The following is a 22994-nucleotide window of genomic DNA, read 5'->3' on the forward strand; positions in this document are numbered from 1 at the left end:
CTTAGTTCCCCGCCGGCGTGTTGGCGCCGGGGCGCAGTTCGGGCAATGGCAGATAGGGTATGACGCCCTGTCCTTCGGCACCGCCCTCGATCAGCACCTTTTCCGAGCTGCTCAGCACTTCTTCCATGGTTTCGAGGAACAGGCGCTTGCGCGTCACTTCGGGCGAATTGACATATTCGGCATAAATGGCGTTGAAGCGCTCGGATTCGCCGGTTGCTTCCTGCACCACGCGGTTGGTGTAGGCGGCTGCGTCTTCACGCAGGGCCGCCGCACGACCACGCGCATCACCCAACAGGGTATTGGCGTAGGAACGGGCTTCTTCCTGCAGACGGGTTTCGTCCTGGCGGGCACGCTGCACTTCATTGAAGGCGTCGATGACTTCAGCCGGCGGGCCGGCATTTTCGATCAGCACCTGGGTGACATTGACGCCCAGACCATAGCTGTCGAGCACGCCACGGATGATCCCCAGCACTTCGGTCTGGATGCCGGCGCGGTCGTCGGAATAGACTTCCTGTGCCGGACGACGGCCCACCACTTCGCGCATCGCGCTTTCCGCTGCATAGCGGATCATGGCTTCCTGGTCGCGCACGTTGAACAGGTATTCGATCGGGTCATTGATGGCCCAGAACACCGAGAACTGCACATTGACGATATTCTGGTCGCCCGACAGCATCATGCCGTCGCTGGCACCACCGGTCGTATTGCGGGTCTGCGTTGCCGCGCCCGAAGCCGTACCGATCTGGGTCTGGTTGAGGGTCAGCGGAACGCGCTCGACGCTCTCGATCGGCCAGATCAGGAAATGCAGGCCTTCACCGGACAGCTCTGGCTTGGGAGCACCAAAGCGCGATTCCACGCCCACTTCACTGGAGTTGATCGTATAGACCGAGTTGACGCCCCAAAACGCGATCAGGGCCAGCACGCCGCCGATAATGGCCCAACGGCCGCCCGGCAGGCCACCCTTGAACTGATCGCGGCCGCGATTGAGAATATCTTCGAGGTTGGGGGTATTGCCGCCCCCTGGTCGGCGCGGACCATTGCCGCCACCACCACCGGGCGCTTGCCCCCAGGGACCGCCATTATTATTGCGGCCACCCCCGCCTCCGTTATTCTCCCAAGGCATCGCGTTCCTTCTCGATCTTTTGGTTTCGTTGAGGACTTATATAGGCAAGCCCTTCACGCGATCAATGCGCAGGGTCTTTACGACGCACGTACACTTTGACGCGGTAGCTCGCCTCGTCCTTTGGACTGGGCGTCACTTCGGGCAGATCGACAACCGCCCAATCCTCGGGCTTTATCGCCGGAAACCGTACGTCGCCCTCGGGCGACAGGTCGATATGGCTGATGTAAAGCCGCTCGGCTTGCGGCATAAGCTGGGCATAAAGTTCGCCGCCACCGATGATCATGATTTCGTCAACGCCATCTGCGGTCGCGATTTCGCCCGCCTTTTGTAGCGCAGTATCGATGTCGTGGAACACCAGCACGCCCTCTGGCTGGTAGCCCTGTTGGCGGGTGATGACGATGTTGGTGCGACCGGGCAGCGGCCGCCCAACCGTCTCATATTGCTTGCGGCCCATCACAATGGGCTTGCCTAGTGTCGTCTTCTTGAAGAAGGCCATGTCGGACGGCACGCGCCAGGGAATGGTCTGGTCGCTGCCGATCACGCCATTCTCGGCCACACCGGCAATCATCGCGATGGTGATGCTCATGCCGCCCCCAGCTTCTTGAGCGCTTCGCCATCGACGCGCACCTTGGTCCATTCGTCCTGCATCACGCCACCCTGCGACTTGTAGAAGTCGATACTGGGCTCGTTCCAGTCCAGCACCCACCATTCGAAGCGGCCCAAGGCCTCGGCGACACAGCGCTGCGCCAGATTGACCAGCAGCGCCTTGCCGACGCCTTTGCCGCGCATCGACGGATCGACAAAGAGATCTTCCAGCCAGATGCCGTACCGACCCTGGAAGGTCGAATAGGTATAGAACCAGAGCGCGAAGCCGACCGGCTTGCCATCCCATTCGGCGATCTCGCAGAACACCTTGGGCTCGGCACCGAACAGGTCGCGGATAATGTCGGCCTCGGTCGCCTTGGCCTCGTGACTCAGCTTTTCATAAGCGGCGAGATCGGCAATGAATTGCACGATCGCGCCGGCATCAGCCGCGACGGCCGGACGAATGGCGAGCGCCATGCTACCAGTCGTTCCGGTTGAGGATCAGGATTTCCAGCTCGCGGTCCGGCCAGAAGTCGGTCTTGACCATTTCAAAGGTGGTCGGGCCGATCTTCTTGACGTCGTCGCCACAGAACGAGATGAGATTGTCTTCGCTGCCCTTGTCGACGACGAGGCGGAAATTGTTGATCACCCCACCGCCCCAGTTGCCGCCCGTGGTCAGGATGTAGGAAATCCAGCTCTCGGTGAAGGGCGCCGAATAGGGCTCGGCGGGATCCTTCAGCGTGCGACGCACTGCTGAGATAAAGGCCTCGTCGGTGCAATATTTGCTGTCGTATTCCCTGCGCGGATCATAGCCTTCATAGGCCTCGCCGAGGAAGGTGACGCCCACCGTGCCGCCAACGCTCGGCTTGTACTTGTGCTCGACCGTGACCAACTCGCCGGCAGGGAAGTCGCCCTCCCAAGTATAGGTCGCCTTGTAGGTCCAGGCCGGGTTGTAATGCATCTCCATGCCTTCGCCGACGTCATATTCGTCGGGGGTCAGCATGCCCAGATGCAGCAGCTGGTTGCGCGTCTCCTCATCCAGCGCATCAGCTGCTTCTCTGGCCTCTTGCGTGATCGGCAGCAGCGGCAGGCCGAGCTGGGTCAGCAGCTTGCTGCGATCGACCCCAAAGGCATAAGCATAGTCGTGCAGCGTTGCCTCGATGGGCTTGCCATTCAGCGTGGTCTCGAATTCGTAGTTATTGTTTTCCAGCCCAGCCGGATAGGCCACATCCGAATACCAATTGGGCACAATGTCGGGCATCGGGAAGGCCACGAGAATATTCTGGTCGGTCTGGCTGGTATTGCGGAACTGATAGACGACACGGATTTCGTCTTTCGAGATGAACAGCTCTTCGCTCTCCATCACGATGTCGAAATTGGTGACGAATTCCAGCCCACCCGTGGTGAGCACCGCCGTCGTGTCATTGGCCAGTGCAGGCGTCGCCGCCAGAAAAAGCAGTCCGGCAAAAATCTGTCGTGACGTCATCGCCTGTCCTCCGTTGCGCTACCAATAGCACCCGACCCTTATGGCGAAAGCAGAATTTGGGTTTCCCAGAGGTTTGAGACCACCGCTGAAGCCTAGACCGAGACCGCCGCCTTGATGTGCGGATGCGGATCATAGCCTTCGAAGGAAAAGTCCTCGAAGACGAAGTCCTCGATGCGCTTCACTTGCGGGTTGATCTTGAGCGTCGGCAGCGGCCGCGGCTCGCGGGTCAACTGGAGCTTCGCCTGTTCGAAATGGTTCGAATAAAGATGCACATCGCCAAAGGTATGCACGAAATCACCGACGCCCAGCCCCGTCACCTGCGCCACCATATGGGTCAGCAGAGCATAGGATGCCATGTTGAACGGCACGCCGAGGAACGTATCGGCCGAGCGCTGATAGAGCTGGCAGCTCAGCTTGCCATTGGCGACATAGAACTGGAACAGGCAGTGACACGGCGGCAGCGCCATGTCATCCACTTCGGCCGGGTTCCAGGCCGAGACGATATGCCGGCGTGAATCGGGCTTGCTCTTGATGCTCTCGATGACTTGCGCCAGCTGGTCGATCTTGCGCCCATCCGGCGCCGGCCAGCTGCGCCATTGCGAGCCATAGACCGGCCCGAGATCGCCATTCTCGTCGGCCCATTCGTCCCAGATCTTGACGCCGCGCTCCTGCAGCCAGCGCACATTGGTCTCGCCCCGAATAAACCAGAGCAGTTCATAGACGATGGATTTGAGATGCAGCTTCTTGGTGGTCAGCAGCGGAAAACCGGCATTGAGATCGAACCGCATCTGATAGCCGAACAGGCTCCGCGTGCCGGTGCCGGTCCGGTCGGCCTTGTCGGCACCGTGTTCGAGAATGTCGGAGATCAGTTTCAGATAGGGCTGCATAACACCACCGATACTGCGATTCGCTGCGGCTTGATGGTAGTCTAATACCGCGTCCCCTGCTGTCAGCAGCTGGCAGCACAACCGTGTCAGGAAACACAGGCGGCGCCACGGCGTTGTGCAGCAATCATCTAGGAGATCGAGAATGGCGGTCCAGCACATCAATCCCGACACCATGTACCACAGCCCCGTCTTTTCCCAGGGCATCATCATCCCGTCCAATGCCCGCATCCTGCTGATCGGCGGCCAGAATGGCGTCGACGAAAAAGGCGAAGTGGTCGACAAGACGGACATGGGCAAACAGACTGCGCAGGCCCTGGTCAATCTGCAGAAGGTGCTGACGGTTGCGGGCGCCAATCTGGAAGATCTCGTTAAAGTCAGCATCATCATGCGCAGCGATGCAGACCTGCGGGCCGGTTTCGGCGAATGGATGAAGGTCTGGGGAGCGCGAGCCAACCCGCCGGTGGTCACCAGCCTGCGCGTGCCGGAACTGGCCAACCCGGACTTCCTGATCGAGATCGAGGCCCAGGCGGTGCTGCCATGAGCCCGGCCCTTCGTCCGCTGCGCAAGCGCGAGGATATGCCCGACTTCGTGCGCGAGGCGCTCGAGGAGCGTGGTCTGCGCGACAAATACGACGCCCGGCCGCCCTATCAGCGCAATGACTACCTGCTCTGGATCAACAAGGTGAAACGCGAGGAGACCAAGGAAAAACACCTCGCCCAGATGCTCGACGAGCTCGAGGCTGGCGGGGTCTATATGGGCATGCAGTGGAACGGCTAAGCGGCCTGAGGCTTGCAAAACTGTCGTCCAATTATGCCAGTCTTTGCCCTGAGACAGGAGAGCACTATGAGATTGTTGCTGGTAGCAATGGCTTGGGCCGTATCGGGAAGTTTGGCGATGGCGCAACACAACCGCATAGATTCGCTACGCCCCGATGCGCCGGAACTGGCAGAGCGCGGCCGGCATGCGGTTGGCGTGCGCACCCTGGAGCTGGTGGATCGTGACCGCGCCGACATTCTCGCCGGCGGCGACGCCACCCAGGACCGGGTGCTGACGGTGGAACTCTGGTATCCCGCCGACGCCGACCCTGCTGCGGAAACCACTTATGAAAATGTCATGCTGCGCGACGGCGTGACTCGCGTCAACCTGACCGGCAGGGCGACCCGCGATGCTGCGCCAGCGGCCGCATCCGGCCTCTACCCGCTGGTCGTGGTCTCGCATGGGTTTCCCGGCAACAGATTCCTGCTCAGCCACTTCGGCGAGAATCTTGCGAGCAAGGGTTACGTGGTTGCGGCGGTGGATCACTTCGAAAGCACCTATGACAACCAGCTCGGCTTTGCCTCGACCCTCGCCAACCGCGCGCCCGACCAGCTCTTCGTGCTTGATGCGATGAGCAGGCTCGATGGCGAGCTGGCCGGCTTGGTGGACGCCGACAACAGCGCCATCATCGGCTATTCCATGGGTGGCTATGGCGCCCTGATCAGCGCCGGGGCCGGAACCTCGGCCGGCGCCGGCGAAGCCGGTTTCGCCCCACCGGAAACCTTCGCCGGCATCACGGCTGGCAGCGACGCCTATACCGAGCTGGCAGATCCCCGCCTCAAGGCCGTTATCGCCATTGGCCCCTGGGGTCGCCAGAACAATCTGTGGGATGCCGACGGTCTGGCGGGGATCGAAATTCCCGTCCTCTTCATGGCCGGCAGCCGCGACGAGGTCTCCAACTATCAGGCCGGTATTCGCCTGCTGTTCGAAGAAGCGGTCAACGCCGACCGCTACCTCCTGACCTTTGCTGAGGCCGGCCACAATGCCGCGGCGCCCATCCCCGCCCCGGCCGAAAGCTATGGGCTGGGCGACGGCGGCCCCTTCGAGCACTATGCCGATTTCGTCTGGGCCAATGAGAAGATGAACAATGTGGCGCAGCATTTCGCCACCGCTTTCCTCGACCTGCACCTCAAGGGCCAGGTCGATAGCGCCCGCTACCTGACCATCACCGAGGGCCAACCCTGGCCCGGCTTCGGCGAACGCAACGCCCGCGGCCTGACGCTGGAACACCTGCCGGCGGAAAAATAGCTCATGCCTCTTTCGGCAAAGGGCGACAGGGCCTATATAGGACCTGCTCGCAAGAGATATGGCGATAAATTGTCATCGTAATAAACCTATCGGACCCGGGGGCAGTACCCGGCGCCTCCACCATCTACTCTTCACGAGGGCAGCCAATGGGGGCGAAACAGGATCGACGAGGGCGTAAAGGGTGTGCTTTTGCTCGGTGAGGTACCACCGTTATCGGTCCGAAACTTATAGTTGCAAATGACAACAATAAGGCTCCAGTCGCTCTCGCTGCGTAAGCAGTGCTAGCATTGGGAAATTAAGTCCTCCACCCCTAGCCGGGTGACAGGCGGGGTCCGCAGGCACCTGGCAACAGAAGCCTGCACCTAATTCCCCTTTGCGTGTGCAAACGCCTTTGTCCTTGAATTCTCGCGGAACGTGAGGCTGATATGGGCCGTTCGGGATTCTATGCCCATTTGCCGTGATTTGACGCGGCAGCCGATATATCTGGAAGGTAGCCATGGCCGAAGATCACATGCGATACGACATTCTCGCTCAGGAAGCCCTGCGCGGCGTCGTGCGCAAGGTGCTGTCCGAAGTGGCCAAGACCGGCCTTCCCGGCGAACACCACTTCTTCATTTCATTCCTGACCCGCGCGCCCGGCGTGCGGCTGAGCGAGAAACTGCTCGGCCAGTATGACAAGGAAATGACCATCGTCATCCAGAACCAGTATTGGGATCTCAAGGCCAATGAGACCGGCTTTGAAGTGGGCCTGTCCTTCGACGGCATTCCCGAAACGCTGGTCATCCCCTTCTCAGCCATCAAGGGGTTCTTCGACCCCTCCGTGCAGTTCGGCCTGCAGTTTGACCCGGCTACGGCGCCTGGCGCTACAGCGGTCGAAGCCGATGCCGACGATGCGGTGGAATCCGCCGCCTCCGAGCCCGGCGATGAAAAGCCCGGCGAAAAGGTCGTGAGCCTCGACGCCTTCCGCAAGAAGCCCTGATCGTTCCTGATGGACAAGCGATCGCTGTCCATTGCCGGCCACCGCACCTCCATAGCGCTGGAGCCCGAATTCTGGGCGGCGCTTGAAACCATGGCCGCCGAAAAGGCGCAGCCCATGGCCGCCCTCATCCGCGACATCGACGAACAGCGCGAAACCGCCAACCTGTCATCGGCAGCGCGGCTGGCGGTATTGCGCTGGTATCAGACCCGGCTCGATCAGGCCTAGAATGGCCGGTTGACTGTCGGCCCGATCGGCTGGTTCACCTGCGGCGGCAGGGTCAGGATCATCGGCCCGGTGGGCGTCGTGGACGGCGCGGTCTGGGCCGGTGGCGCACTCGGTGCAACTTGCTGCTGCTGTTGCTGATCCAAGAGCAGCAGGCGTTGCGCTTCCTCTTCCGCAGCCTGGCGCGCGGCTTCTTCGGCAGCAATACGCGCCTGTTCTGCCGCGCGGCGACGCTGCTCCTCGATCAAACGGTTACGTTCCTCGGCCGCCGCACGCTGCCGGGCTGCATCCTCGGCCTGGAGCACCTCGAGGCGATCGACTTCCAGCTCATTGGCTCGCACCAGAATGGCTGCGATCATTTCCTCGAGGTCCAGCGTCACCGCCGGCGCCAGCAGCGTACCGGCGAGACGGGTGATGATGCGCGAGGTATCGGGGCCGACTAGCCCACTGGAATCCTCGAAGCCCAGCGGTGTCATGGCAAAGCTGCCAGCAAGGCCGAGCGTCGGCAGTGTCATGTTGAGGCTGCCGGCCAGCCCGGCCCCCTCGCCTTCCATGATCAGATTGGCCAGCCGCACCACGCCGCCAGCAATGGTGAAGGCGCCGGTGGCCGTCGGCGCGGTGAAGGCACCCTGCTCCAGCGCCTGCCCCATCAGAATGCCCATGGCATCGGGATCCATGTTGAGCACATCAGTAAAGTCGGCCACCGCCGGGAAGATCTCCGGCGACAGCCGGGTGGCGGACAGATCGGTCAGGGTGAAATTGCCCTCGCCCGCCGTCACCGCAAGCACTTCGGCAAGGCTCGCGCCGCTGCCTTCGAAGCGCACGCCACCGGCAACCTGCCCATCCAGCATGGCGGCGGCGGCAGGCGGCACAACCGCGTGGATCGGCAGGCCTTCCAGTGTCATCCGGCCACTCACCGTGCGATCAACCAGCGGCCCGGAACAACAGACGGAAATATCGAGCCCGAGCTTGCCCTCGCCCGACACCGCCTCGAAACGGGCGAGACGCATGCGGGTCTCATCCCAGCTCAGCTCGAAACTGGTAGCGCCAAACCGCTCCGTACCGCCTGCCGCCAGCGCCCCCGCCGAAACGGCAATGGTCCCGCGCGTCTGGCGGGTTTCGCTATCCATAGCCAGCGGCCCCTCGGGCCATAGGCCGTCGCCTTGTACCAAAGCTGCCGGCCCGAACAACGTCACGGCCAAGCCCTCGGCCGACACGACATCCACGGCAATGTCACCACTGACCGCGGTGGTCGTTCCGGTGCGCGACAGCGCCAGCTCGCCGGCAAAGCCGCTTTCGCCGGATGTGCCGGAAATTTCGGTCAGCCGCGCCAGCCGGTCGCCCTCGAAATGCAATTGCGCGCTACCGCTGGCCATCGGCAGGCTCAGGCCGCGCGCCCCCACCACCTGGGCCAGCGCACCAGCATCGGCAAGATTGGCATCCAAGCTGCCGGTGCCCTGAATCTCTCCATCATCGGTCGCCAGCAAGCTGCCGGAAAAACTGAGGTTTTCCTCGCCAAGGCTGGTGGTCAGGCTGGTGACGAGACTTTCCGTCGGTGACCCTTCGAGGCTGAAGCTGACCAGCATCGAGCCTTCGCCATCGAACAGCTGCGTCTCGCCAAAACCGATCTGCCGGGTCAGGCCCTCGATATCAGTGGATTCAACGGCACCGGTGACCAGCAGCGGCGCCGTGGCCAGTGCATTCAACCCGCCGCTGAGTTCAGCACGCAGGTTGAGATCCCCCGCCCCCAGCGTGCCGCCCAGCGTCACCATCTGCGCGCCATCCAGCGGCTCACCAACATTGACCAGGATTTCGGAAGGCGCGGACAGCGCGAGGAAGTCGCGCCACGCCTGCGGCATGTTCTGCAGGTCATAAAGCGCCGTCAGAGCGGGCGCCGCACCATGGGCGATGCGCAACAGCCCGGAACCCGACAGCTGCGGTTCGGCCAGCGTCCCGGTCGCCAGCAGCGTCGTATCAAAACCCACGCCGCCCCAATCAGCCGCCGACAGCCGCGACATGCTGATCCGGCCGTCGGCCCATTGCCCTTCAGCAACAAGATTTGTGCCGTCGAGGCCAAGTACTCGCGCGCTTTTGCCAGTCAGCGAAAAACTTCCCAGCGGGAAGCTGGTGCCGAAGCTTGGGCCAGAAGTGATGTCCGGCAAGAGAGCGCCAACCAGCGTGCTGCCCGCCGCACCCAATTCGTCGAAATGCCCGACTAGGTCGAGGCGTTTCTCATCGCCAAAGCCCAATCGCACCTCGAGGCCATGGCTGACCTGGTCCAACGTCAGAATGCCATTGGTGAAGCCGAAGGCATCGCCCACCAGCATAACGCGGCCATAAAGCGAGCCCGGCACGTTGAACAGCGGATCATTCTCGGCAGGCTTGCGCCACAGCGCGGCAAGACCGTCCAGCCGCGTGCTATTAAGCGAGACGTCGCCGCGAAAAGTCGGGCGGCCATTTTCGGCCAGCAATTGCCCATTGGCGCGCAATGTCGTCGCGCCCGGCAATTGCGCCGTGAACTGATCGACAGTCCAGCTCGTGCCATCGGTGGTCGCATCGACGCGCAGGTTACGCAGCGAAAAGCCGCGCAGCCCGACTTCGGCGAGATCGATTCCGACCCGGCCGGCCATGGGCGGAATGATCGGCGCCGGCAGTTCGGAGAGCAGCCGCACCGCTTCATAAGGCAGCGTGCTGGTGTCTTCCTTGGCGTCACGCGGCGGCAGCGAGAAGACGCCGCCCGACACCACCGCATCAAAGCTTCGCACATCGCCGAGCTGGATGCTGGCCGCGCCGGTCAGGCGGGTACCGGCGCGGTTCTCATCAGGCCGCAAGGTGTAACCCGACAGCACAACCCGGTCGGTGGACGCGGTGAGCGGGCTCTCGAACACCAGGTCGCCGCGGATCTGTTCGGCCGCCTCGGCCTCTGGCGGCTTCTGGCGATAGACCAGATTGCCCTCAAATTTCGGCGCCATGCCCGGCTGGAACTGCCCCTCGGCCGAGAGCGAAAAGGCGGTCGACAGTGGCTGAAGGAAGCTCGACACGGCGACCTTGCCCGCCGCGTCGGCTTCGCCCGAATTGAGCCGGACGCTATAGGCCTCGCCGCGATAGCTACCGGTACCGGTAAACGACAATGGCCCGCTGAAACTGGACAGCTTGAGGTCGCCGCTGACCTTGTCGGCGACAAAATTCTCGCCCGAACGGCTATCGATCAACCGCACCGTCGCATCGACAATACTGGTCTGCCCGAGCCCGACACCGCCATTGCCGGTATCGAGCGAGACGCCGCTGCCAAACAGCCCGCTTTCATCCACGGTAAAGTCGATCACCGGCTGGCGCAGCACCAGCTTGGTGATGCTGTAATTGTCGCGCAGAAAATCCATCAGCGAGAATTCGGCTTCGACATTGTCGACCGTCGCCGCCGGCTCCTCGGGCGAGCCCACCAGCACATCGGAAAACAACAGGCGCGGCTGTGGCAGCAGGGAAAATTCGATATCGCCGCGCACCGTCACCGGCGTGCCCAGCATGGTGGTCGCCAGCTCTTCCATCCGGCCGCGATAATCGCTCCAGCGGATGAAATTGGGCGCAATGAATGCGCCCGCCAGCACGACGATCGCGAGCAGCCCGACGATGATGTAGATGCGGTTGAGCACGGCCCGTTCTTCACCCGGTTAAGCATGGCAGAGTGTAGGCAACCTCGCCCTGCGCGCAAGCCTGCCACCACCTTGAATACACGACGGAATTGTCTTCGTTGATCAATCCCCGGTCATTGCGCCAAAAATGAAACGGCCGGGCACAGGGCCCGGCCGCTCAAGCTGTATGCATGCCAGTTTTCTTACAGGGCGCCAACCGACCAGAAGTGGGTTTCGCCCGAGGAGTCATCCACGCCGTCATTGTCGGTGATGACGAAGCCATTGCCTTCGGCGTCGATGGCAAAGCTTTCGACCTTGTCCACGACATAGCCGTTGAAGCTCTTGAGGCCGGGGATCAGGTCGAGGGCCAGGGTCTTGCTGACGAGCGGCAGTTCGCCGTCGAGAGCAGCCGGCACCAGATCGGCCAGAGCAACCTTGTAGATGGCCTTGAGGCCAGCCTTGTCGGCGATCTGGTTGTCGCGTTCGACGATATAGGCGAAGTCGCCATGCACGGTGATTTCGCTCAGGCCAACCCAGCCGCCTTCCGGTGCTGCGTCGAGCGGGTAGCGCACAGCGCCCCATTCCTTGGACAAGGGCTTGTAGGACAGGAGCTTCACAAAACCCTTTTCGTCGTCCCATTCGCGCTGCATGGCGACCCAGAGCACCATCTCGTCGCCCTCGCCGACTGAGGCAATGCCCTCAACGCCAAAGCGCTTCTGGCTGGCCAGCAGTTCGACCGGGAGGCCGACTTCCTGCTCGATTTCGCCTTCGGCATTGACATGGATCAGCGCATGCGGGGTCAGCGTTGCTGCGTCGCCCTCATTGGCCAGCCAGTAGCCGCCTTCGCCGTCCAGCGTAATGCCTTCCAGGTCGATCTTCTGGGCGGTGTCACCGTCGCGGGTGATGATGGTCTTGGCGGTGATGCGGGCCGGGGTGGCCGTGGCATCGATCGTATAGATGGCCGGAGCGGCATAGAGTGCATTGTCCGAAACGGCATAGAGTGTTGCTGCCTTTTCGGCATCGGCGACGACGCCGGAAATGGCGGCCCAGCCGATCGGGTGGCCGTCGGCATCGAGATCGGAGATGATGGTCGGGAACGCGGCTTCGCCTTCGGCCAGTTCATAGAGCATGACGTGCGAGCCAACGCCGCCATCTTCACGCAGGTCGGATTCATTGGCCGTGGCCAGCAGGTTCCGCTCTGGGATGGCGATCAGGCCTTCCGGCGAAATGCCCGACGGCAGGGTCTGCACATATTCCGGCTCGGCGCCGGTGTCCTTGTAGACGGCGATCAGCGAGGAACGCTCTTCGGCGATGAAGATATACTGGGTGTCACCAAAGGTGGCGACTTCCAGACCCTCAGGCTCGACGCCCTTCTTGTTGCGGAAATCGGGGTAGTGGCCGAGCTGGGCGGCATTGACGTCGAGCGCATTGCCCGAGTCGAAGTTCACCGAACCATCACGGTTGAAAATGGTGAAACCACGCGAACCGCCATTCCAGTCGCCTTCATTGGCGACGACGAGGCGGTCGGCATCGAGCCACTTGACGGCATCGGGCTCACGCGGAACGGGGCTCGTGTCGGCCGAGAAATCAATCTTGCCGTCATTCTTGGTGTCGACGCCCGACACGCCGGTCTCGCCAGCTTCGAAACCACCGACAACCGTTGCGGTCTTGGCATCGACGATGGCGACGTAGTTGTTTTCCTGCAGCGTGACAGCGATTTCGTCATTGTCGTTGAAGGCGACGAATTCGGCCTCGGCATCGTCCGGCGCAATCGACTGGCCGGTCAGCTCGACCTTCTTGATACCGGCTTCGGTCACGGCGCCATTGTCGAGGGTGACAATGGTGAGGAAACCAGCCGGTGCCTGCGGGATGGCGCCGTCGTTGACGTCTTCATCGCGCTGGTTTTCGATGGCAATGGCAAGGATCGTATTGTCCTTGTTATGGGCGATCGAGTCGGGCTGGCCGCCCAGGTCGAACTCGCCGTCGATCGCCTTGGTCGCGATATCGACAACCACCAGCTTGCCCGACGGTGCGGTCAGGTCTTCGGTGGTGTTGACGGCCACATAGGCCTTGCCGCCGATCACGGTGACCGAGGTCGGCTCGCCGGACATGTCCAGGAAGCCGCCTTCTTTGGGGGCCTTGGCATCGGTGATGTCGATAAAGCCAATGCCGCCGGCCGGGCTGTCCGAATAGATCAGCGTCATGCCGTCATCGGTGGCGGTGATGATTTCCGACGAGGTCGCTTCGGCTTCTGGATTGTTCAGGGCAACCGGGAAGCTCGAAACGCGGTTGAAAAATTCGGCGGCATTGACCGAAACGGTCGTAGCCAGCAGGGCTGCGGTCAGCGCAGTCAGCAGTTTTGGCGAGTTCATCTGGAGTGCCCCTAGAAAGAATGGGTCTCGCTTAGAGCCGGGCCAAGACTCCCCGATGACAGGTCTGTGACGGATCGGTGACAGCCCGCCGTCCTATACATCTCACTCTCGCGCCCCTATATTGCCGATGAGAACAAAATAAGATTCTGCACGTTTGCGCCGCATGCGCTAAGCTTGCGCCACTGCGATGAAAAAGGCCTTTTATGCCCGGTGAAGCCCCTCATTTTGACCGCCCCACCGCCGGGGCGATTACCGGCCAGTTCAAGAAGAACCAGGCGCCGGACTATCTGAGCGGTCTCAACGAAGAACAGCGCGACGCCGTAGTGACCATCGACGGCCCGCTGCTGGTGCTCGCCGGCGCCGGCACCGGCAAGACGCGCGTGCTGACCACCCGCATTGCACATATCATCAATACTAATCGCGCCTGGCCCTCGCAGATCCTCTCGGTGACCTTCACCAACAAAGCTGCGCGCGAGATGAAGGAGCGCATTGAAAAGCTGGTACCCCGCCTCGAAGCCATGCCTTGGATGGGCACGTTCCACTCCATCGGCGCCCGCATCCTGCGGGCAAATGCCGGGCTGGTGGGCCTGACCAGCAGCTTCACCATCCTCGATACCGACGACCAAATCCGGCTGATCAAGCAATTGCTCGACGCCGACGACATCGACGAGAAACGCTGGCCCGCCAAACTCTTCGCTTCGATGATGGACGGCTGGAAGAACAAGGGCCTGCTGCCCAAGGATGTGTCGCCTGCCGACAGCGGTTCCTATGCCAATGGCCGCGGCGCCAAGCTCTATGCCGAATACCAGGCGCGGCTGAAGACGCTCAACGCCGCCGACTTCGGCGACCTGCTGCTCGAATGCATACGTCTGTTCAAGGAAAACCCGGATGTGCTGGCGGAATATCACCGCAAGTTCAAATACATGCTGGTTGACGAGTACCAGGACAGCAATGTCGCCCAATATCTCTGGCTGCGGCTGCTGGCCCAGGGCAAGCCGGCCAGCGAAGCCAATATCTGCGTCGTCGGCGACGACGACCAGTCGATCTATGGCTGGCGTGGCGCCGAGGTCGACAACATCCTGCGTTTCGAGAAAGATTTTCCCGGCGCCAAGGTGATCAAGCTCGAGCGCAACTACCGCTCGACCTCCAACATCCTCAAGGCCGCCTCCAACATCATCGCCTTCAACGAAGGCCGCCTTGGCAAGACGTTGCAGACCGACGTCGGCGAAATCGGCGAACCGGTCGCCGTTACCCAGGTCTGGGACAGCGAGGAAGAAGCCCGCACCATTGGCGAGCAGATCGAGCAATATCAGCGCGCCGGTGACGCCCTCAACTCCATGGCCATCCTGGTCCGCGCCTCGTTCCAAATGCGCGAATTCGAAGAGCGCTTCATTACCCTCGGTCTCAACTACCGTGTTATCGGTGGCCCGCGCTTCTACGAGCGCAAGGAAATCCGCGACGCCATCGCCTACCTGCGCCTCGTCGCGCAGCCGGCCGACGATCTGGCGCTGGACCGCATCATCAATGTGCCCAAGCGCGGCCTCGGCGACTCGACGGTCCAGCTGCTGCACAGTGCCGCCCGATCCGCCAATGTCCCGCTGCTCTCGGCCATCCGCATGCTGGTGGAAACCGAAGAGCTCAAGCCCAAGCAGCGCAGTACCCTGCTCAGCCTCGTGTCGCAGTTCGACGACTGGGCCTTCCATGCCCAGAGCATGAAGCCCTTCGAGCTGGTCGAGCGCATCCTCGAAGAGAGCGGCTATACCGACATGCTGAGCGCCGACAAGTCGGTGGAATCCGAGGGCCGCAAGGAAAACCTTAAGGAGCTCAGCCGCTCGATGGAGGAATTCGACACCCTCGGCGGCTTCCTCGAGCACATCTCCCTGGTGATGGACCGCGACAGCGCCGAAGCCAGTGATGCCGTCACAATCATGACATTGCATGGCGCCAAGGGATTGGAATTCAACACGGTTTTCCTGCCTGGATGGGAAGAAGGCACCTTCCCCAGCCAGCGTTCCATGGATGAATCCGGCCGTGCCGGGCTCGAAGAGGAACGGCGCCTTGCCTATGTCGGCATCACCCGCGGCCGCAAGCGCGTCCGCATTTCCGCCGCTCAGAACCGCCGCATCCACGGCCTCTGGCAATCGGCCATTCCCTCGCGCTTCCTCGACGAACTGCCACCCGACGCCGTGGAAGTCACCGACACCGGCTCGTCGTACGGCGGCTATGGCTATGGTGGCGGCGCGAGTTCCCGCTTCAACAAGGCGGACCCGTTCGAAAGCGTCTATGAAACGCCCGGCTGGCAGCGCGCCCGCAACCAGCAGGCCAATCGCAAGGGCGGCGGCCCGCTGACCATCGACGGCGACCTCGTCGCCCGTTCGGTCGACCTCGGCAATGACAGGTCTGCCTTCGGCATGGGCGAGCGGGTGTTCCACCTCAAGTTCGGATACGGCAGCATAACCGCTATCGAAGGCAATAAGCTGAGTATCGAGTTTGAAAAGGCCGGCCCCAAGAAGGTGCTGGAAAGCTTTGTGAAGAAGGCTTAGTGCCGGCCGAAGGCAAAATCGCTCCAGTGGAGCGATTTTAGGCGCTAAGGCCATGCGAGCTACGCTCGAATGGCACGAAGTTTCCAAGTACTGGGTGCCCAACCTCTCCCATTTGCAGCAGAGGGGGATCACGCTCCTACCCCGGAAACCGCTTGCCGATTTCTGCAATATAGGACCGCGCCAGTCGGCTGAAGCTCTCTGCGTCCAGCACAACTGCCTGCCCTAGTGCAATCCCGGTCAAGCTCTTGGCCGGATCATATTTGATCGTTTTATCACCCGTGAGCACGCCATCATGGCTCATGATGGCATCGCCGAGCATGCGGACTTCGTTGAGCGGATTACCGTCCTTGCCCTCGGCGCCACGCATGCGGTGCATGAAGTGGTGGTCGAGCGCCAGCAGCGCAGTGGCGAAATAGCCTGGTGCAAAAGCCGCCAGCGCCGCTTCGGCAGCCGGCTGCCCCTTGGTAGCATCCGCAAGCGCGGCATAGGCCACGATCTGCTCCTCCACCCTGGCGGCAGCGAGTTGGACATACACTTCTGGATAGCTGGAGACGGCAAGCATGTTTCCCTCCTGCTCTGCGTTCTGAGCCATGTCGCGCCACCGCAGCTTGCTTCGACAATGGCTCCAGCTTTTTTCTAAAGCCCGACCCCGCCCAGCGGCTCCGTCTCGAACCTTTCGCCAAAGCCCGCGATGATCGGCCTTGCCTTGGCAATCATCGCCTGCACATGCGGCAATAGCAGCGATGCCTGATGCTCGGCCTGGCTGTCCCACACCTCGGTGACCCAGATGCCAGTTTCGCTCGCCGGATCGCGCGCCACGGTATAGCTGCGGCAGCCGGGCATGGGCGCATTGTTGTCGAGCAGAATTGCCAGCAACTCCTCGCGTTTACCCGGTGCTGCCAGCATTTTTCCGATCAGTCCGTACATTGTTGCCTCCCTCGATTCTACCTCACCCGCCGCTGCGGGGATAAGTCAGATTGACCTCGGGCCGCTCTTGGCGCAACTAGGCGGCACACAAGGGAATTTCGCCATGGCCGTCGATCAAGTCACCTCCAGCCCACTCACCAAGGACCAGGCTTATGCCTTGGTCGATGCCGTCATGGAGCGGGACGATCTGGCGCTGACCGCTTCGGCGCATGAAAATGAAGAGACCGGCGAATGGTTCTTCGAGGCCGGCTGCGAGGAAGCGCCCGATCTGGCGCCCTTCGTCGGGCTGGCACGCCAAGCCCTTGGCATGGATGTGCAATTTTCGGTGCAGACCATTGATCCCGAGATCAACTGGGTCGCCAAATCGCTGGAAGGTCTCGCTCCGGTGGTGGCCGGCGGCTTCTATGTCTATGGCAGCCACGAAACCGCCCCGGTGCCAGGCGGCATGACGGCGATGAAAATTGATGCGGCCCAGGCCTTTGGCACCGGCCACCACGAGACCACCACCGGTTGCCTCGAAGCCATCAACATCATCCTCAAGCGCAAGAATCCGCGCCATATGATCGATGTCGGCACCGGCACCGGCGTCTTGGCCATTGCCCTGGCCAAGCGCACCAACAAGACCGTCATCGCCAGCGATATCGACCCAATTTCGGTGACGACCACAGTCGACAATGCCACCCAGAATGGCGTCGGCAAGCAGATCATCGCGCTTGAGGCGACCGGGGTAAACCACCCGGCCATCAAGCAAAATGCGCCCTATGACCTGATCGTCGCCAATATCTTGGCGGGTCCGCTGATGGCGCTGGCGCCGTCGATCGGCCACATCGCCCAGAAGGGCGCCACAGTGATCCTGTCGGGCATTTTGCAGCATCAGGCCCGCGGCGTGATCAATGCCTATGCACGGCAAGGCATGGTGCTAAACCAGAAATTGCAGCGCAAGGACTGGACCACCCTGATCCTCGAAATGCCGTAACGCGAGGCGGTAATTCGTTAGCAGACTGTTAGCATTGACACGCGCGATGTGTGAATCGCGTGAGGGGCGTTTCGGGCATCGTCTGCCACCACGCGTCACCCTCGGCCTTGAGCCGAGGGCACTGTACTTCTCTCTACGTTTCGTAAGCGAAGAGCCCTCGGGTCACGCCCGAGGGTGACGGCCGGAGTTTGTGGAAGCGTCGTGCCATTCGGGCCTAGCCCTCATGGCCCTCTCACATCAAATCGCTCCACCGGAGCGATTTGCCCTTCGGGACGGTTCGAAGAAAGCAAAATCCCCGAAGCATGCTCCGGGGATCGTCAGATCGTCAGCAGTAAACTGCAGCGGCCTTACGGGCGCTTGGTGAATGCGCCGATCAGCTGGTGCTGCATGCGATAGCTGACCTGGCGGCTCGATTCACGGCCACGGGCGTCGATGACGGATCCCAGGGCCTTGCGGAAATCGTTCTTGCTCTCGGTCATTTCAGTCTCCATGCACTTAAGCCACGGTCTGTTGCCGTCGCTGCAATCTAGATAGTCTCATATTGGGACTTTCGTTAGAGCTGATTGGTCAGATCAGCCCTGCAAGACTCGCAGGCCCCGTTACCGCTTCGTTAATTTGCCGTTCAGCTTGCCATAGTCGCGCTCGAAGCGGGCGACATAGCGCTGCGCCTCGCGGGCGCGGCCGGCCATCAGCGCATCAAGCGCCTTGGCGAAGAAATTCCTGTCCGATGCCATCTTCGTTCTCCTATCCTGTGCCACTAAGTTAGGACGCGGGCGTGGATTTGCCATGCCCGGCGCCGACACCACAGCCATGACCGGGGCGCAGCCCGGCACAAGGATATTGCCCATGACCGCCCAGAGCTTTCCGCCCACCGTGTTCCAGAGCTTTGAGGAAAAGGCCGAAAAGTGCAATGTCGCGCCGCGTCTCGCCGCCCTGCGCGGGGCGATGACGAAAACGGGCGTGGATGGGTTTCTGATCCCCCGCGCCGATGCCCATCGCGGCGAATCGGTGCCGGCCAGCGAGGCGCGGCTGGCCTGGGTCACCGGCTTTACCGGCTCGGCAGGCCTGGCGCTGGTCGGCAAGGACAAGGCGGGCCTCTTCATCGACAGCCGCTATACGCTGCAGGCGCCGGCCCAGACCGATACCGACCTGATTACCGTGATCCAGACCGATCGGGGTGGGCTCAATGACGAGGCCAAGGCGCTGATTCCCGAGGGCGGCAAGATTGCCTATGACTCGTGGCTGCATACGCCGGGCGAAGTGCGGGAGACGGCCAAGCTGTTCGACGGCCATGCCACGCTGGTGTCGAGCGACAATCTCGTCGACAGCATCTGGTCCGACCGTCCTGCTGCGCCGGTCTCCGCCATCGAGTTCCTCGGGCACAACCGCGCCGGCCAGACCGCGGGTGACAAGATTGCCGAAATCCAGGCATCGCTGGCCTCCAATCATGCCGATGCCGCCGTGCTAACCCTGCCCGAGTCAATCTGCTGGCTGTTCAACATGCGCGGCCGCGATGTGCCCAATACGCCCTTTGTGCTGGGCTTTGCGGTGGTGCCGCAGGCAGGCCAGCCGACGCTCTATCTCGATGCGGCAAAGATCACCGATGAGTTGCGGCAATCGCTGTCCGGCATTGCCGGGGTGGAGAGCAGCGCGGATCTGGGTGCTGCGCTGAAAGCGCTGGGCGAAAGTGGCAAGGCGGTACTGATCGATCCGGCCTCGGCGCCGGACGCTGTTGCCGTCGCGCTGAAGGACGCCGGTGCAAAATTGATCGAGAAGCGCGATCCGGTGATCCTGCCCAAGTCGCGGAAGAATCCGGCCGAACTGGCCGGCATGCATGAGGCGCATACGCTGGACGGCGTGGCGCTGGCGAAGTTCCTGGCCTGGTTCTATGACGAGGCGCCCAAGGGCACGCTGACCGAGATCGGCATTGTAACGGCGCTGGAAGCCTTCCGCCGCGAAGAGGAAAGCTGCGTTGACGCCAGCTTCGACACCATTTCCGGCTCCGGCCCCAATGGAGCAATTGTGCATTACCGGGTCAGCGACAAGACCGACCGCCGGCTCAATGCCGGCGAGATCATGCTGGTCGATTCCGGCGCGCAATATCTGAGCGGCACCACCGACATCACCCGCACGCTCTCGACCGGCAAGCCGAGCGACGAGCAGCGCGACCGCTATACCCGCGTGCTCAAGGGCATGATTGCCATTTCCATGGCCCGCTTCCCCAAGGGGACATCCGGCGCCCAGCTCGACGTTTTGGCGCGGCAGTTCCTCTGGCACGATGGCGTTACCTATAGCCACGGCACTGGCCACGGCGTCGGCGCCTATCTCGGCGTGCATGAAGGCCCGGTCGGCATATCGCCGCGCGCCGTGCTGCCGCTGGAATTGGGCAATGTGATCTCCAACGAGCCCGGCTATTACAAGACCGGCGAATATGGCATCCGCATCGAAAACCTGATCACCGTGGTCGAGAGCGAGGGCTTTCCGGGGTTTTTGGAATTCCAGACCCTGACCCTGGCGCCGATCGACACGCGATTGATCCGCAAGTCGCTGCTCAGCGAGGCAGAGCGGGCCTGGCTGGATGACTATCACCAGATGGTCTGGCAGGCGATCGGACCGAAGGTGAAGGGGAAGGTGCGGGATTGGCTGAAGGAGGCGACGGTGGCGCTGTAGCGGCTGGAAGAGTCACTGTCGGATACCCCCACCTAACCTCCCCCTGATAGGGGGAGGAACAGATCCAGTTTTAGGCACTATGTGTGACTACCCACCGGCCGGATTCCTCCCCCTTTTCAGGGGGAGGCTAGGTGGGGGTATTCTTGCTTCTCTCAAAATCCAAGCGGATCATAGGTCAGCGCCCAGCTGAGCAGCCAGTGCTCCTCATTGCCCATCGAGGACACGTCATCGACCTTCCAGCCGTCGTCCTGCTTGATCATGGCAATGCTCAGAAGCCGTGGCTGGTCGAAATTGTGGTAACTGACGGTGACCAGGGCCCGATCGCCGATCACCGCCGGTTCGCCGATGGCGACGTCGAACAGCAGGGCGTTGAGGTCGGGTAGGAAGGGATTGAACACCGCGTTGAGCGTGAATTCCGACCCGCTCATCGCCGCGTCGCTGGCGAAGACCTTGTTTTCGATCGCCTGATCGAAAATGCCTTTCAGCCGCGTCGAATAGTAGAGCGACGGATCGGCGACCGTGCGGCCGAGGTGGTAGTCGTCATAGATGGCACTGACCAGCGCCTTGGGGTCGTCATAGGTCTCGGCCGCTTGCACGGCCGGCACCAGCATCAGCAGCGCCGTGGCCACCACCAGACTCAATCGCATTTCTTTTGCCCTCGCATTCCTGATGAATGGCTAGCGAGGGCACGCGGCGCGATCGTGATCGGGTGATGGCGGATTTGCGGCGGGCAGATGAAGAGTTGGACAGGTTATTCCGGCGTCATGGCGCCTTCCGCCTCGGCAAAGATGTCGCTCAGGCGGTAGGGATTGTCCGGATTGTTGGAGACAACGTCGTCGATCTTCCAGCCGCCGTCTTCGCGGACCAGTTCGAACATCAGGCTGCGCGGCTCGCCAAAATTGTTGAAGGTAACATCGGCCGAAGCATAGTCACCGGCAATGCCGGCGGCGCCGATTTCGAAATCGGTGATCTCGTAATCCTGCCCATCGACATAGGGATCAAAGCTCAGCGCACCCATTTCGCCCTCGGGGGTGATTTCGGCATCGCGATCATAGAGCGCCTGCAGCTCGGCCGAGCGGAACTGGGTCTCGTCTTCCGGAAACTCGCCGCCAAAATAGGGGGCATAAAAGGCCTCCAGCAATTCATAGGGCTCGGCATAGGGCTGGGCAAAAGACGGTGCGGCGAACGCAAGGAACAGGCCGGCAGCAAGGGGAGCGAGGCGCATGAGGGTCTCCATGAGACGCTAGTTGAACCAGAAGGCGTAGTTGAGCCAGTCGGCCCCGAAGGCCTCATTGGCTGCGGCAAAACTCTGGGCATCGGCGATCGGCCCGGGCTTGATATAGGGCAGCGCAGCTGAACCGGAGATGAGCAGGACGAGATCGGTCTCGGTGGCGGTTTCGAAATAGGCTTTGAGGTCAAAACCCTGGGCAAAGCGCCAATGCGGCACCAGCAGTTCGCCCTCGAAGATCTCGTCGAGCGTATCGAGCGTCGCAATCCAGGCGTCGACCGTCTCCTGCGTCACCGTCATGCCGGGGATGATGGAGGTCTGGCTCGGTGATGGCAGCAATTCACGGTCGTCGTCGGTTTCGGCCATGATCGCCTGCCAGTTCTGGCGCGACAGGGCGGTGACGGCCTTGAGGCGGATCAGGACACTAGCCAGGCGCTGCGTATCGACGACGGGGAAACGCAGGGTGTGAATGCCGGCGATCAGATCGGCAATGCCGCTATCGCTTTCGGCATCGAGAAACAGCATGCCGCCTGGGGTGGCTGCCTGCATCGGCAATCCCGAGCGGGGGAAGATGCGATGCATATAGGCGGCATAAAAGTCCGAAAAATCATGCGCCAGGATGAGATCGAACGGGGTCGCCGCGACGGTGAGATAGCCCGCCAGCCAATAGGCATCGGCGCGATCGAAACCCACGGTGGTATCGGGCGCCTGCGGCTGGCCCTTGGTTTTGCCGGTGGATGGAGCAAGCTCATCGAAGGACATGCCCATCATGTCATCGCCGCTGTCCAGCAGGATAGCGAGGGTCTCGTCGGCCTCCGCCATACCATCGCCGTTGAGATCGATCCGTACCTTGAGCGGGTCGATGCTGATGACATAGTCGCCCGCAGCGGCGGCCAATTCGAATTTGGCCTTGGCGGCATCGGCATCGGTGACGAAGTCATCCAGCACCTGACGCAGGGCCTCATAGGTCAGCGGCTTGGGGTTTGGATTGGCGGGCACCGGGTCTTCTTCCATGCCGAGGCCGAAGAACAGCGCCGCGGCGCTATTGCCGGGCAGCGTGGCGCCATGGCGATAGAGATCCTGCGCCAGGCCTTCATAGGCCAGCACCAGGCCCAGCATGCCCTCGGCAAAGCAGGCTTCCGTGTCGCCAGCCGCACAGCCCAGCGACGCGGCCTCGACGCCATCCGCGGCGGTGCCAGCATAGAGATGGGCCACCAGTGCATCGCCCGCCTCGCCGGCAAAGGCGATGCCGGGCAGCATCGCAGCCACCATCAATCCTCCGAGCAGCTGCTTCATGCGGTCTCCC

22 protein-coding genes and 1 other RNA gene are annotated in these 22994 nt (G+C 62.0%); 9 read left to right on the forward strand and 14 right to left on the reverse strand.

Annotation, left to right across the window (positions count from 1 at the left end):
• Position 1: 1 nt before the first annotated feature.
• The 5 genes from hflK to BM045_RS07440 form a co-directional block, all read right to left on the reverse strand.
• The gene (gene hflK, locus BM045_RS07420) at positions 2-1120 is read right to left on the reverse strand and encodes an FtsH protease activity modulator HflK (protein ID WP_092181624.1); all 1119 of its coding nucleotides are present in this window, start codon (positions 1118-1120) and stop codon (positions 2-4) included.
• Positions 1121-1181: 61 nt separating this feature from the next.
• A complete protein-coding gene (locus BM045_RS07425; protein WP_092181627.1) occupies positions 1182-1706 on the reverse strand; it encodes a dihydrofolate reductase in 525 nt (174 codons plus the stop codon).
• Complete coding sequence (locus tag BM045_RS07430) at positions 1703-2182, reverse strand: GNAT family N-acetyltransferase (RefSeq protein ID WP_092181630.1); 480 nt, start codon at positions 2180-2182, stop codon at positions 1703-1705. Before BM045_RS07430 ends, BM045_RS07425 begins: the two co-directional genes overlap by 4 nt.
• Before the next feature lies 1 nt (position 2183).
• Positions 2184-3191, reverse strand: coding sequence for a DUF4424 domain-containing protein (locus BM045_RS07435; protein WP_092181633.1), 1008 nt, complete (start codon positions 3189-3191; stop codon positions 2184-2186).
• Between the two features lie 92 nt (positions 3192-3283).
• Positions 3284-4078, reverse strand: coding sequence for a thymidylate synthase (locus BM045_RS07440; RefSeq protein ID WP_092181636.1), 795 nt, complete (start codon positions 4076-4078; stop codon positions 3284-3286).
• A 142-nt stretch (positions 4079-4220) separates the two neighbouring features.
• Between BM045_RS07440 and BM045_RS07445 the strand changes: the two genes are divergently transcribed.
• The 6 genes from BM045_RS07445 to BM045_RS07470 all read left to right on the forward strand — a co-directional run bounded on the left by BM045_RS07445 (position 4221) and on the right by BM045_RS07470 (position 7346).
• Positions 4221-4619: a RidA family protein gene (locus tag BM045_RS07445; protein ID WP_092181639.1), complete on the forward strand. Its 399-nt coding sequence runs from the start codon at positions 4221-4223 to the stop codon at positions 4617-4619.
• A complete protein-coding gene (locus BM045_RS07450; RefSeq protein ID WP_092181642.1) occupies positions 4616-4855 on the forward strand; it encodes a YdeI/OmpD-associated family protein in 240 nt (79 codons plus the stop codon). Before BM045_RS07445 ends, BM045_RS07450 begins: the two co-directional genes overlap by 4 nt.
• A gap of 117 nt (positions 4856-4972) precedes the next feature.
• On the forward strand, positions 4973-6142 hold the full coding sequence (locus BM045_RS07455) for an alpha/beta hydrolase family protein (protein ID WP_210184993.1): 1170 nt from the start codon (positions 4973-4975) through the stop codon (positions 6140-6142).
• Positions 6143-6148: 6 nt separating this feature from the next.
• Positions 6149-6505, forward strand: a transfer-messenger RNA (tmRNA) gene (gene ssrA, locus BM045_RS07460).
• A gap of 133 nt (positions 6506-6638) precedes the next feature.
• On the forward strand, positions 6639-7121 hold the full coding sequence (locus BM045_RS07465) for an SspB family protein (protein WP_092181648.1): 483 nt from the start codon (positions 6639-6641) through the stop codon (positions 7119-7121).
• A 9-nt stretch (positions 7122-7130) separates the two neighbouring features.
• A complete protein-coding gene (locus tag BM045_RS07470) occupies positions 7131-7346 on the forward strand; it encodes a ribbon-helix-helix domain-containing protein (protein WP_348271239.1) in 216 nt (71 codons plus the stop codon).
• On the opposite strand, the gene BM045_RS07475 is transcribed toward BM045_RS07470, so the two are convergent.
• Together BM045_RS07475 and BM045_RS07480 are read right to left on the reverse strand one after the other, a co-directional pair.
• Positions 7343-10993, reverse strand: a complete 3651-nt coding sequence (locus tag BM045_RS07475) for an AsmA family protein (protein ID WP_092181654.1) — start codon at positions 10991-10993, stop codon at positions 7343-7345. The two genes, BM045_RS07470 and BM045_RS07475, sit on opposite strands and share 4 nt — an antisense overlap.
• 182 nt (positions 10994-11175) lie before the next feature.
• Complete coding sequence (locus tag BM045_RS07480; protein WP_092181657.1) at positions 11176-13344, reverse strand: esterase-like activity of phytase family protein; 2169 nt, start codon at positions 13342-13344, stop codon at positions 11176-11178.
• Positions 13345-13547: 203 nt separating this feature from the next.
• Between BM045_RS07480 and BM045_RS07485 the strand changes: the two genes are divergently transcribed.
• Positions 13548-15887 (forward strand): ATP-dependent helicase, encoded by a 2340-nt coding sequence (locus BM045_RS07485; protein ID WP_092181660.1) that lies wholly within the window; start codon positions 13548-13550, stop codon positions 15885-15887.
• Positions 15888-16023: 136 nt separating this feature from the next.
• Here the strand turns inward: BM045_RS07485 and BM045_RS07490 are convergent, their stop codons facing one another.
• Together BM045_RS07490 and BM045_RS07495 are read right to left on the reverse strand one after the other, a co-directional pair.
• Positions 16024-16449 (reverse strand): hypothetical protein, encoded by a 426-nt coding sequence (locus BM045_RS07490; RefSeq protein WP_092181663.1) that lies wholly within the window; start codon positions 16447-16449, stop codon positions 16024-16026.
• 74 nt (positions 16450-16523) lie between these two features.
• Positions 16524-16814, reverse strand: a complete 291-nt coding sequence (locus tag BM045_RS07495; protein WP_092183125.1) for a putative quinol monooxygenase — start codon at positions 16812-16814, stop codon at positions 16524-16526.
• A 103-nt stretch (positions 16815-16917) separates the two neighbouring features.
• On the opposite strand from BM045_RS07495, the gene BM045_RS07500 reads away from it, so the two are divergent.
• Positions 16918-17790, forward strand: coding sequence for a 50S ribosomal protein L11 methyltransferase (locus tag BM045_RS07500; protein WP_170848423.1), 873 nt, complete (start codon positions 16918-16920; stop codon positions 17788-17790).
• 347 nt (positions 17791-18137) lie between these two features.
• On the opposite strand, the gene BM045_RS19290 is transcribed toward BM045_RS07500, so the two are convergent.
• Complete coding sequence (locus tag BM045_RS19290; RefSeq protein WP_263574796.1) at positions 18138-18269, reverse strand: hypothetical protein; 132 nt, start codon at positions 18267-18269, stop codon at positions 18138-18140.
• A gap of 120 nt (positions 18270-18389) precedes the next feature.
• On the reverse strand, positions 18390-18524 hold the full coding sequence (locus BM045_RS19295; RefSeq protein WP_280139445.1) for a hypothetical protein: 135 nt from the start codon (positions 18522-18524) through the stop codon (positions 18390-18392).
• Between the two features lie 52 nt (positions 18525-18576).
• Here BM045_RS19295 and BM045_RS07505 point away from each other — a divergent pair, with 52 nt between their 5' ends.
• Entirely contained in the window at positions 18577-20460 is a 1884-nt protein-coding gene (locus BM045_RS07505; protein ID WP_244522921.1) for an aminopeptidase P family protein, read from the forward strand.
• 152 nt (positions 20461-20612) lie between these two features.
• Here the strand turns inward: BM045_RS07505 and BM045_RS07510 are convergent, their stop codons facing one another.
• The 3 genes from BM045_RS07510 to BM045_RS07520 all read right to left on the reverse strand — a co-directional run bounded on the left by BM045_RS07510 (position 20613) and on the right by BM045_RS07520 (position 22984).
• Positions 20613-21107 (reverse strand): hypothetical protein, encoded by a 495-nt coding sequence (locus BM045_RS07510; protein WP_139198744.1) that lies wholly within the window; start codon positions 21105-21107, stop codon positions 20613-20615.
• Between the two features lie 104 nt (positions 21108-21211).
• Entirely contained in the window at positions 21212-21685 is a 474-nt protein-coding gene (locus BM045_RS07515; RefSeq protein ID WP_170848424.1) for a DUF3828 domain-containing protein, read from the reverse strand.
• An 18-nt stretch (positions 21686-21703) separates the two neighbouring features.
• Complete coding sequence (locus BM045_RS07520; protein ID WP_139198745.1) at positions 21704-22984, reverse strand: hypothetical protein; 1281 nt, start codon at positions 22982-22984, stop codon at positions 21704-21706.
• Positions 22985-22994: the final 10 nt, after the last annotated feature.

It is taken from the genome of Devosia sp. YR412, from assembly GCF_900110945.1.
Lineage (GTDB): Bacteria > Pseudomonadota > Alphaproteobacteria > Rhizobiales > Devosiaceae > Devosia.

Coding starts and splice junctions, on each gene's coding strand:
- hflK (WP_092181624.1), bottom strand. CDS start 1,120: ATGCCTTGGGAGAATAACGGAGGCGGGGGTGGCCGCAATAATAATGGC.
- BM045_RS07425 (WP_092181627.1), bottom strand. CDS start 1,706: ATGAGCATCACCATCGCGATGATTGCCGGTGTGGCCGAGAATGGCGTG.
- BM045_RS07430 (WP_092181630.1), bottom strand. CDS start 2,182: ATGGCGCTCGCCATTCGTCCGGCCGTCGCGGCTGATGCCGGCGCGATC.
- BM045_RS07435 (WP_092181633.1), bottom strand. CDS start 3,191: ATGACGTCACGACAGATTTTTGCCGGACTGCTTTTTCTGGCGGCGACG.
- BM045_RS07440 (WP_092181636.1), bottom strand. CDS start 4,078: ATGCAGCCCTATCTGAAACTGATCTCCGACATTCTCGAACACGGTGCC.
- BM045_RS07445 (WP_092181639.1), top strand. CDS start 4,221: ATGGCGGTCCAGCACATCAATCCCGACACCATGTACCACAGCCCCGTC.
- BM045_RS07450 (WP_092181642.1), top strand. CDS start 4,616: ATGAGCCCGGCCCTTCGTCCGCTGCGCAAGCGCGAGGATATGCCCGAC.
- BM045_RS07455 (WP_210184993.1), top strand. CDS start 4,973: ATGGCGCAACACAACCGCATAGATTCGCTACGCCCCGATGCGCCGGAA.
- BM045_RS07465 (WP_092181648.1), top strand. CDS start 6,639: ATGGCCGAAGATCACATGCGATACGACATTCTCGCTCAGGAAGCCCTG.
- BM045_RS07470 (WP_348271239.1), top strand. CDS start 7,131: ATGGACAAGCGATCGCTGTCCATTGCCGGCCACCGCACCTCCATAGCG.
- BM045_RS07480 (WP_092181657.1), bottom strand. CDS start 13,344: ATGAACTCGCCAAAACTGCTGACTGCGCTGACCGCAGCCCTGCTGGCT.
- BM045_RS07485 (WP_092181660.1), top strand. CDS start 13,548: ATGCCCGGTGAAGCCCCTCATTTTGACCGCCCCACCGCCGGGGCGATT.
- BM045_RS07490 (WP_092181663.1), bottom strand. CDS start 16,449: ATGCTTGCCGTCTCCAGCTATCCAGAAGTGTATGTCCAACTCGCTGCC.
- BM045_RS07495 (WP_092183125.1), bottom strand. CDS start 16,814: ATGTACGGACTGATCGGAAAAATGCTGGCAGCACCGGGTAAACGCGAG.
- BM045_RS07500 (WP_170848423.1), top strand. CDS start 16,918: ATGGCCGTCGATCAAGTCACCTCCAGCCCACTCACCAAGGACCAGGCT.
- BM045_RS19290 (WP_263574796.1), bottom strand. CDS start 18,269: ATGACCGAGAGCAAGAACGATTTCCGCAAGGCCCTGGGATCCGTCATC.
- BM045_RS19295 (WP_280139445.1), bottom strand. CDS start 18,524: ATGGCATCGGACAGGAATTTCTTCGCCAAGGCGCTTGATGCGCTGATG.
- BM045_RS07505 (WP_244522921.1), top strand. CDS start 18,577: ATGCCCGGCGCCGACACCACAGCCATGACCGGGGCGCAGCCCGGCACA.
- BM045_RS07510 (WP_139198744.1), bottom strand. CDS start 21,107: ATGCGATTGAGTCTGGTGGTGGCCACGGCGCTGCTGATGCTGGTGCCG.
- BM045_RS07515 (WP_170848424.1), bottom strand. CDS start 21,685: ATGCGCCTCGCTCCCCTTGCTGCCGGCCTGTTCCTTGCGTTCGCCGCA.
- BM045_RS07520 (WP_139198745.1), bottom strand. CDS start 22,984: ATGAAGCAGCTGCTCGGAGGATTGATGGTGGCTGCGATGCTGCCCGGC.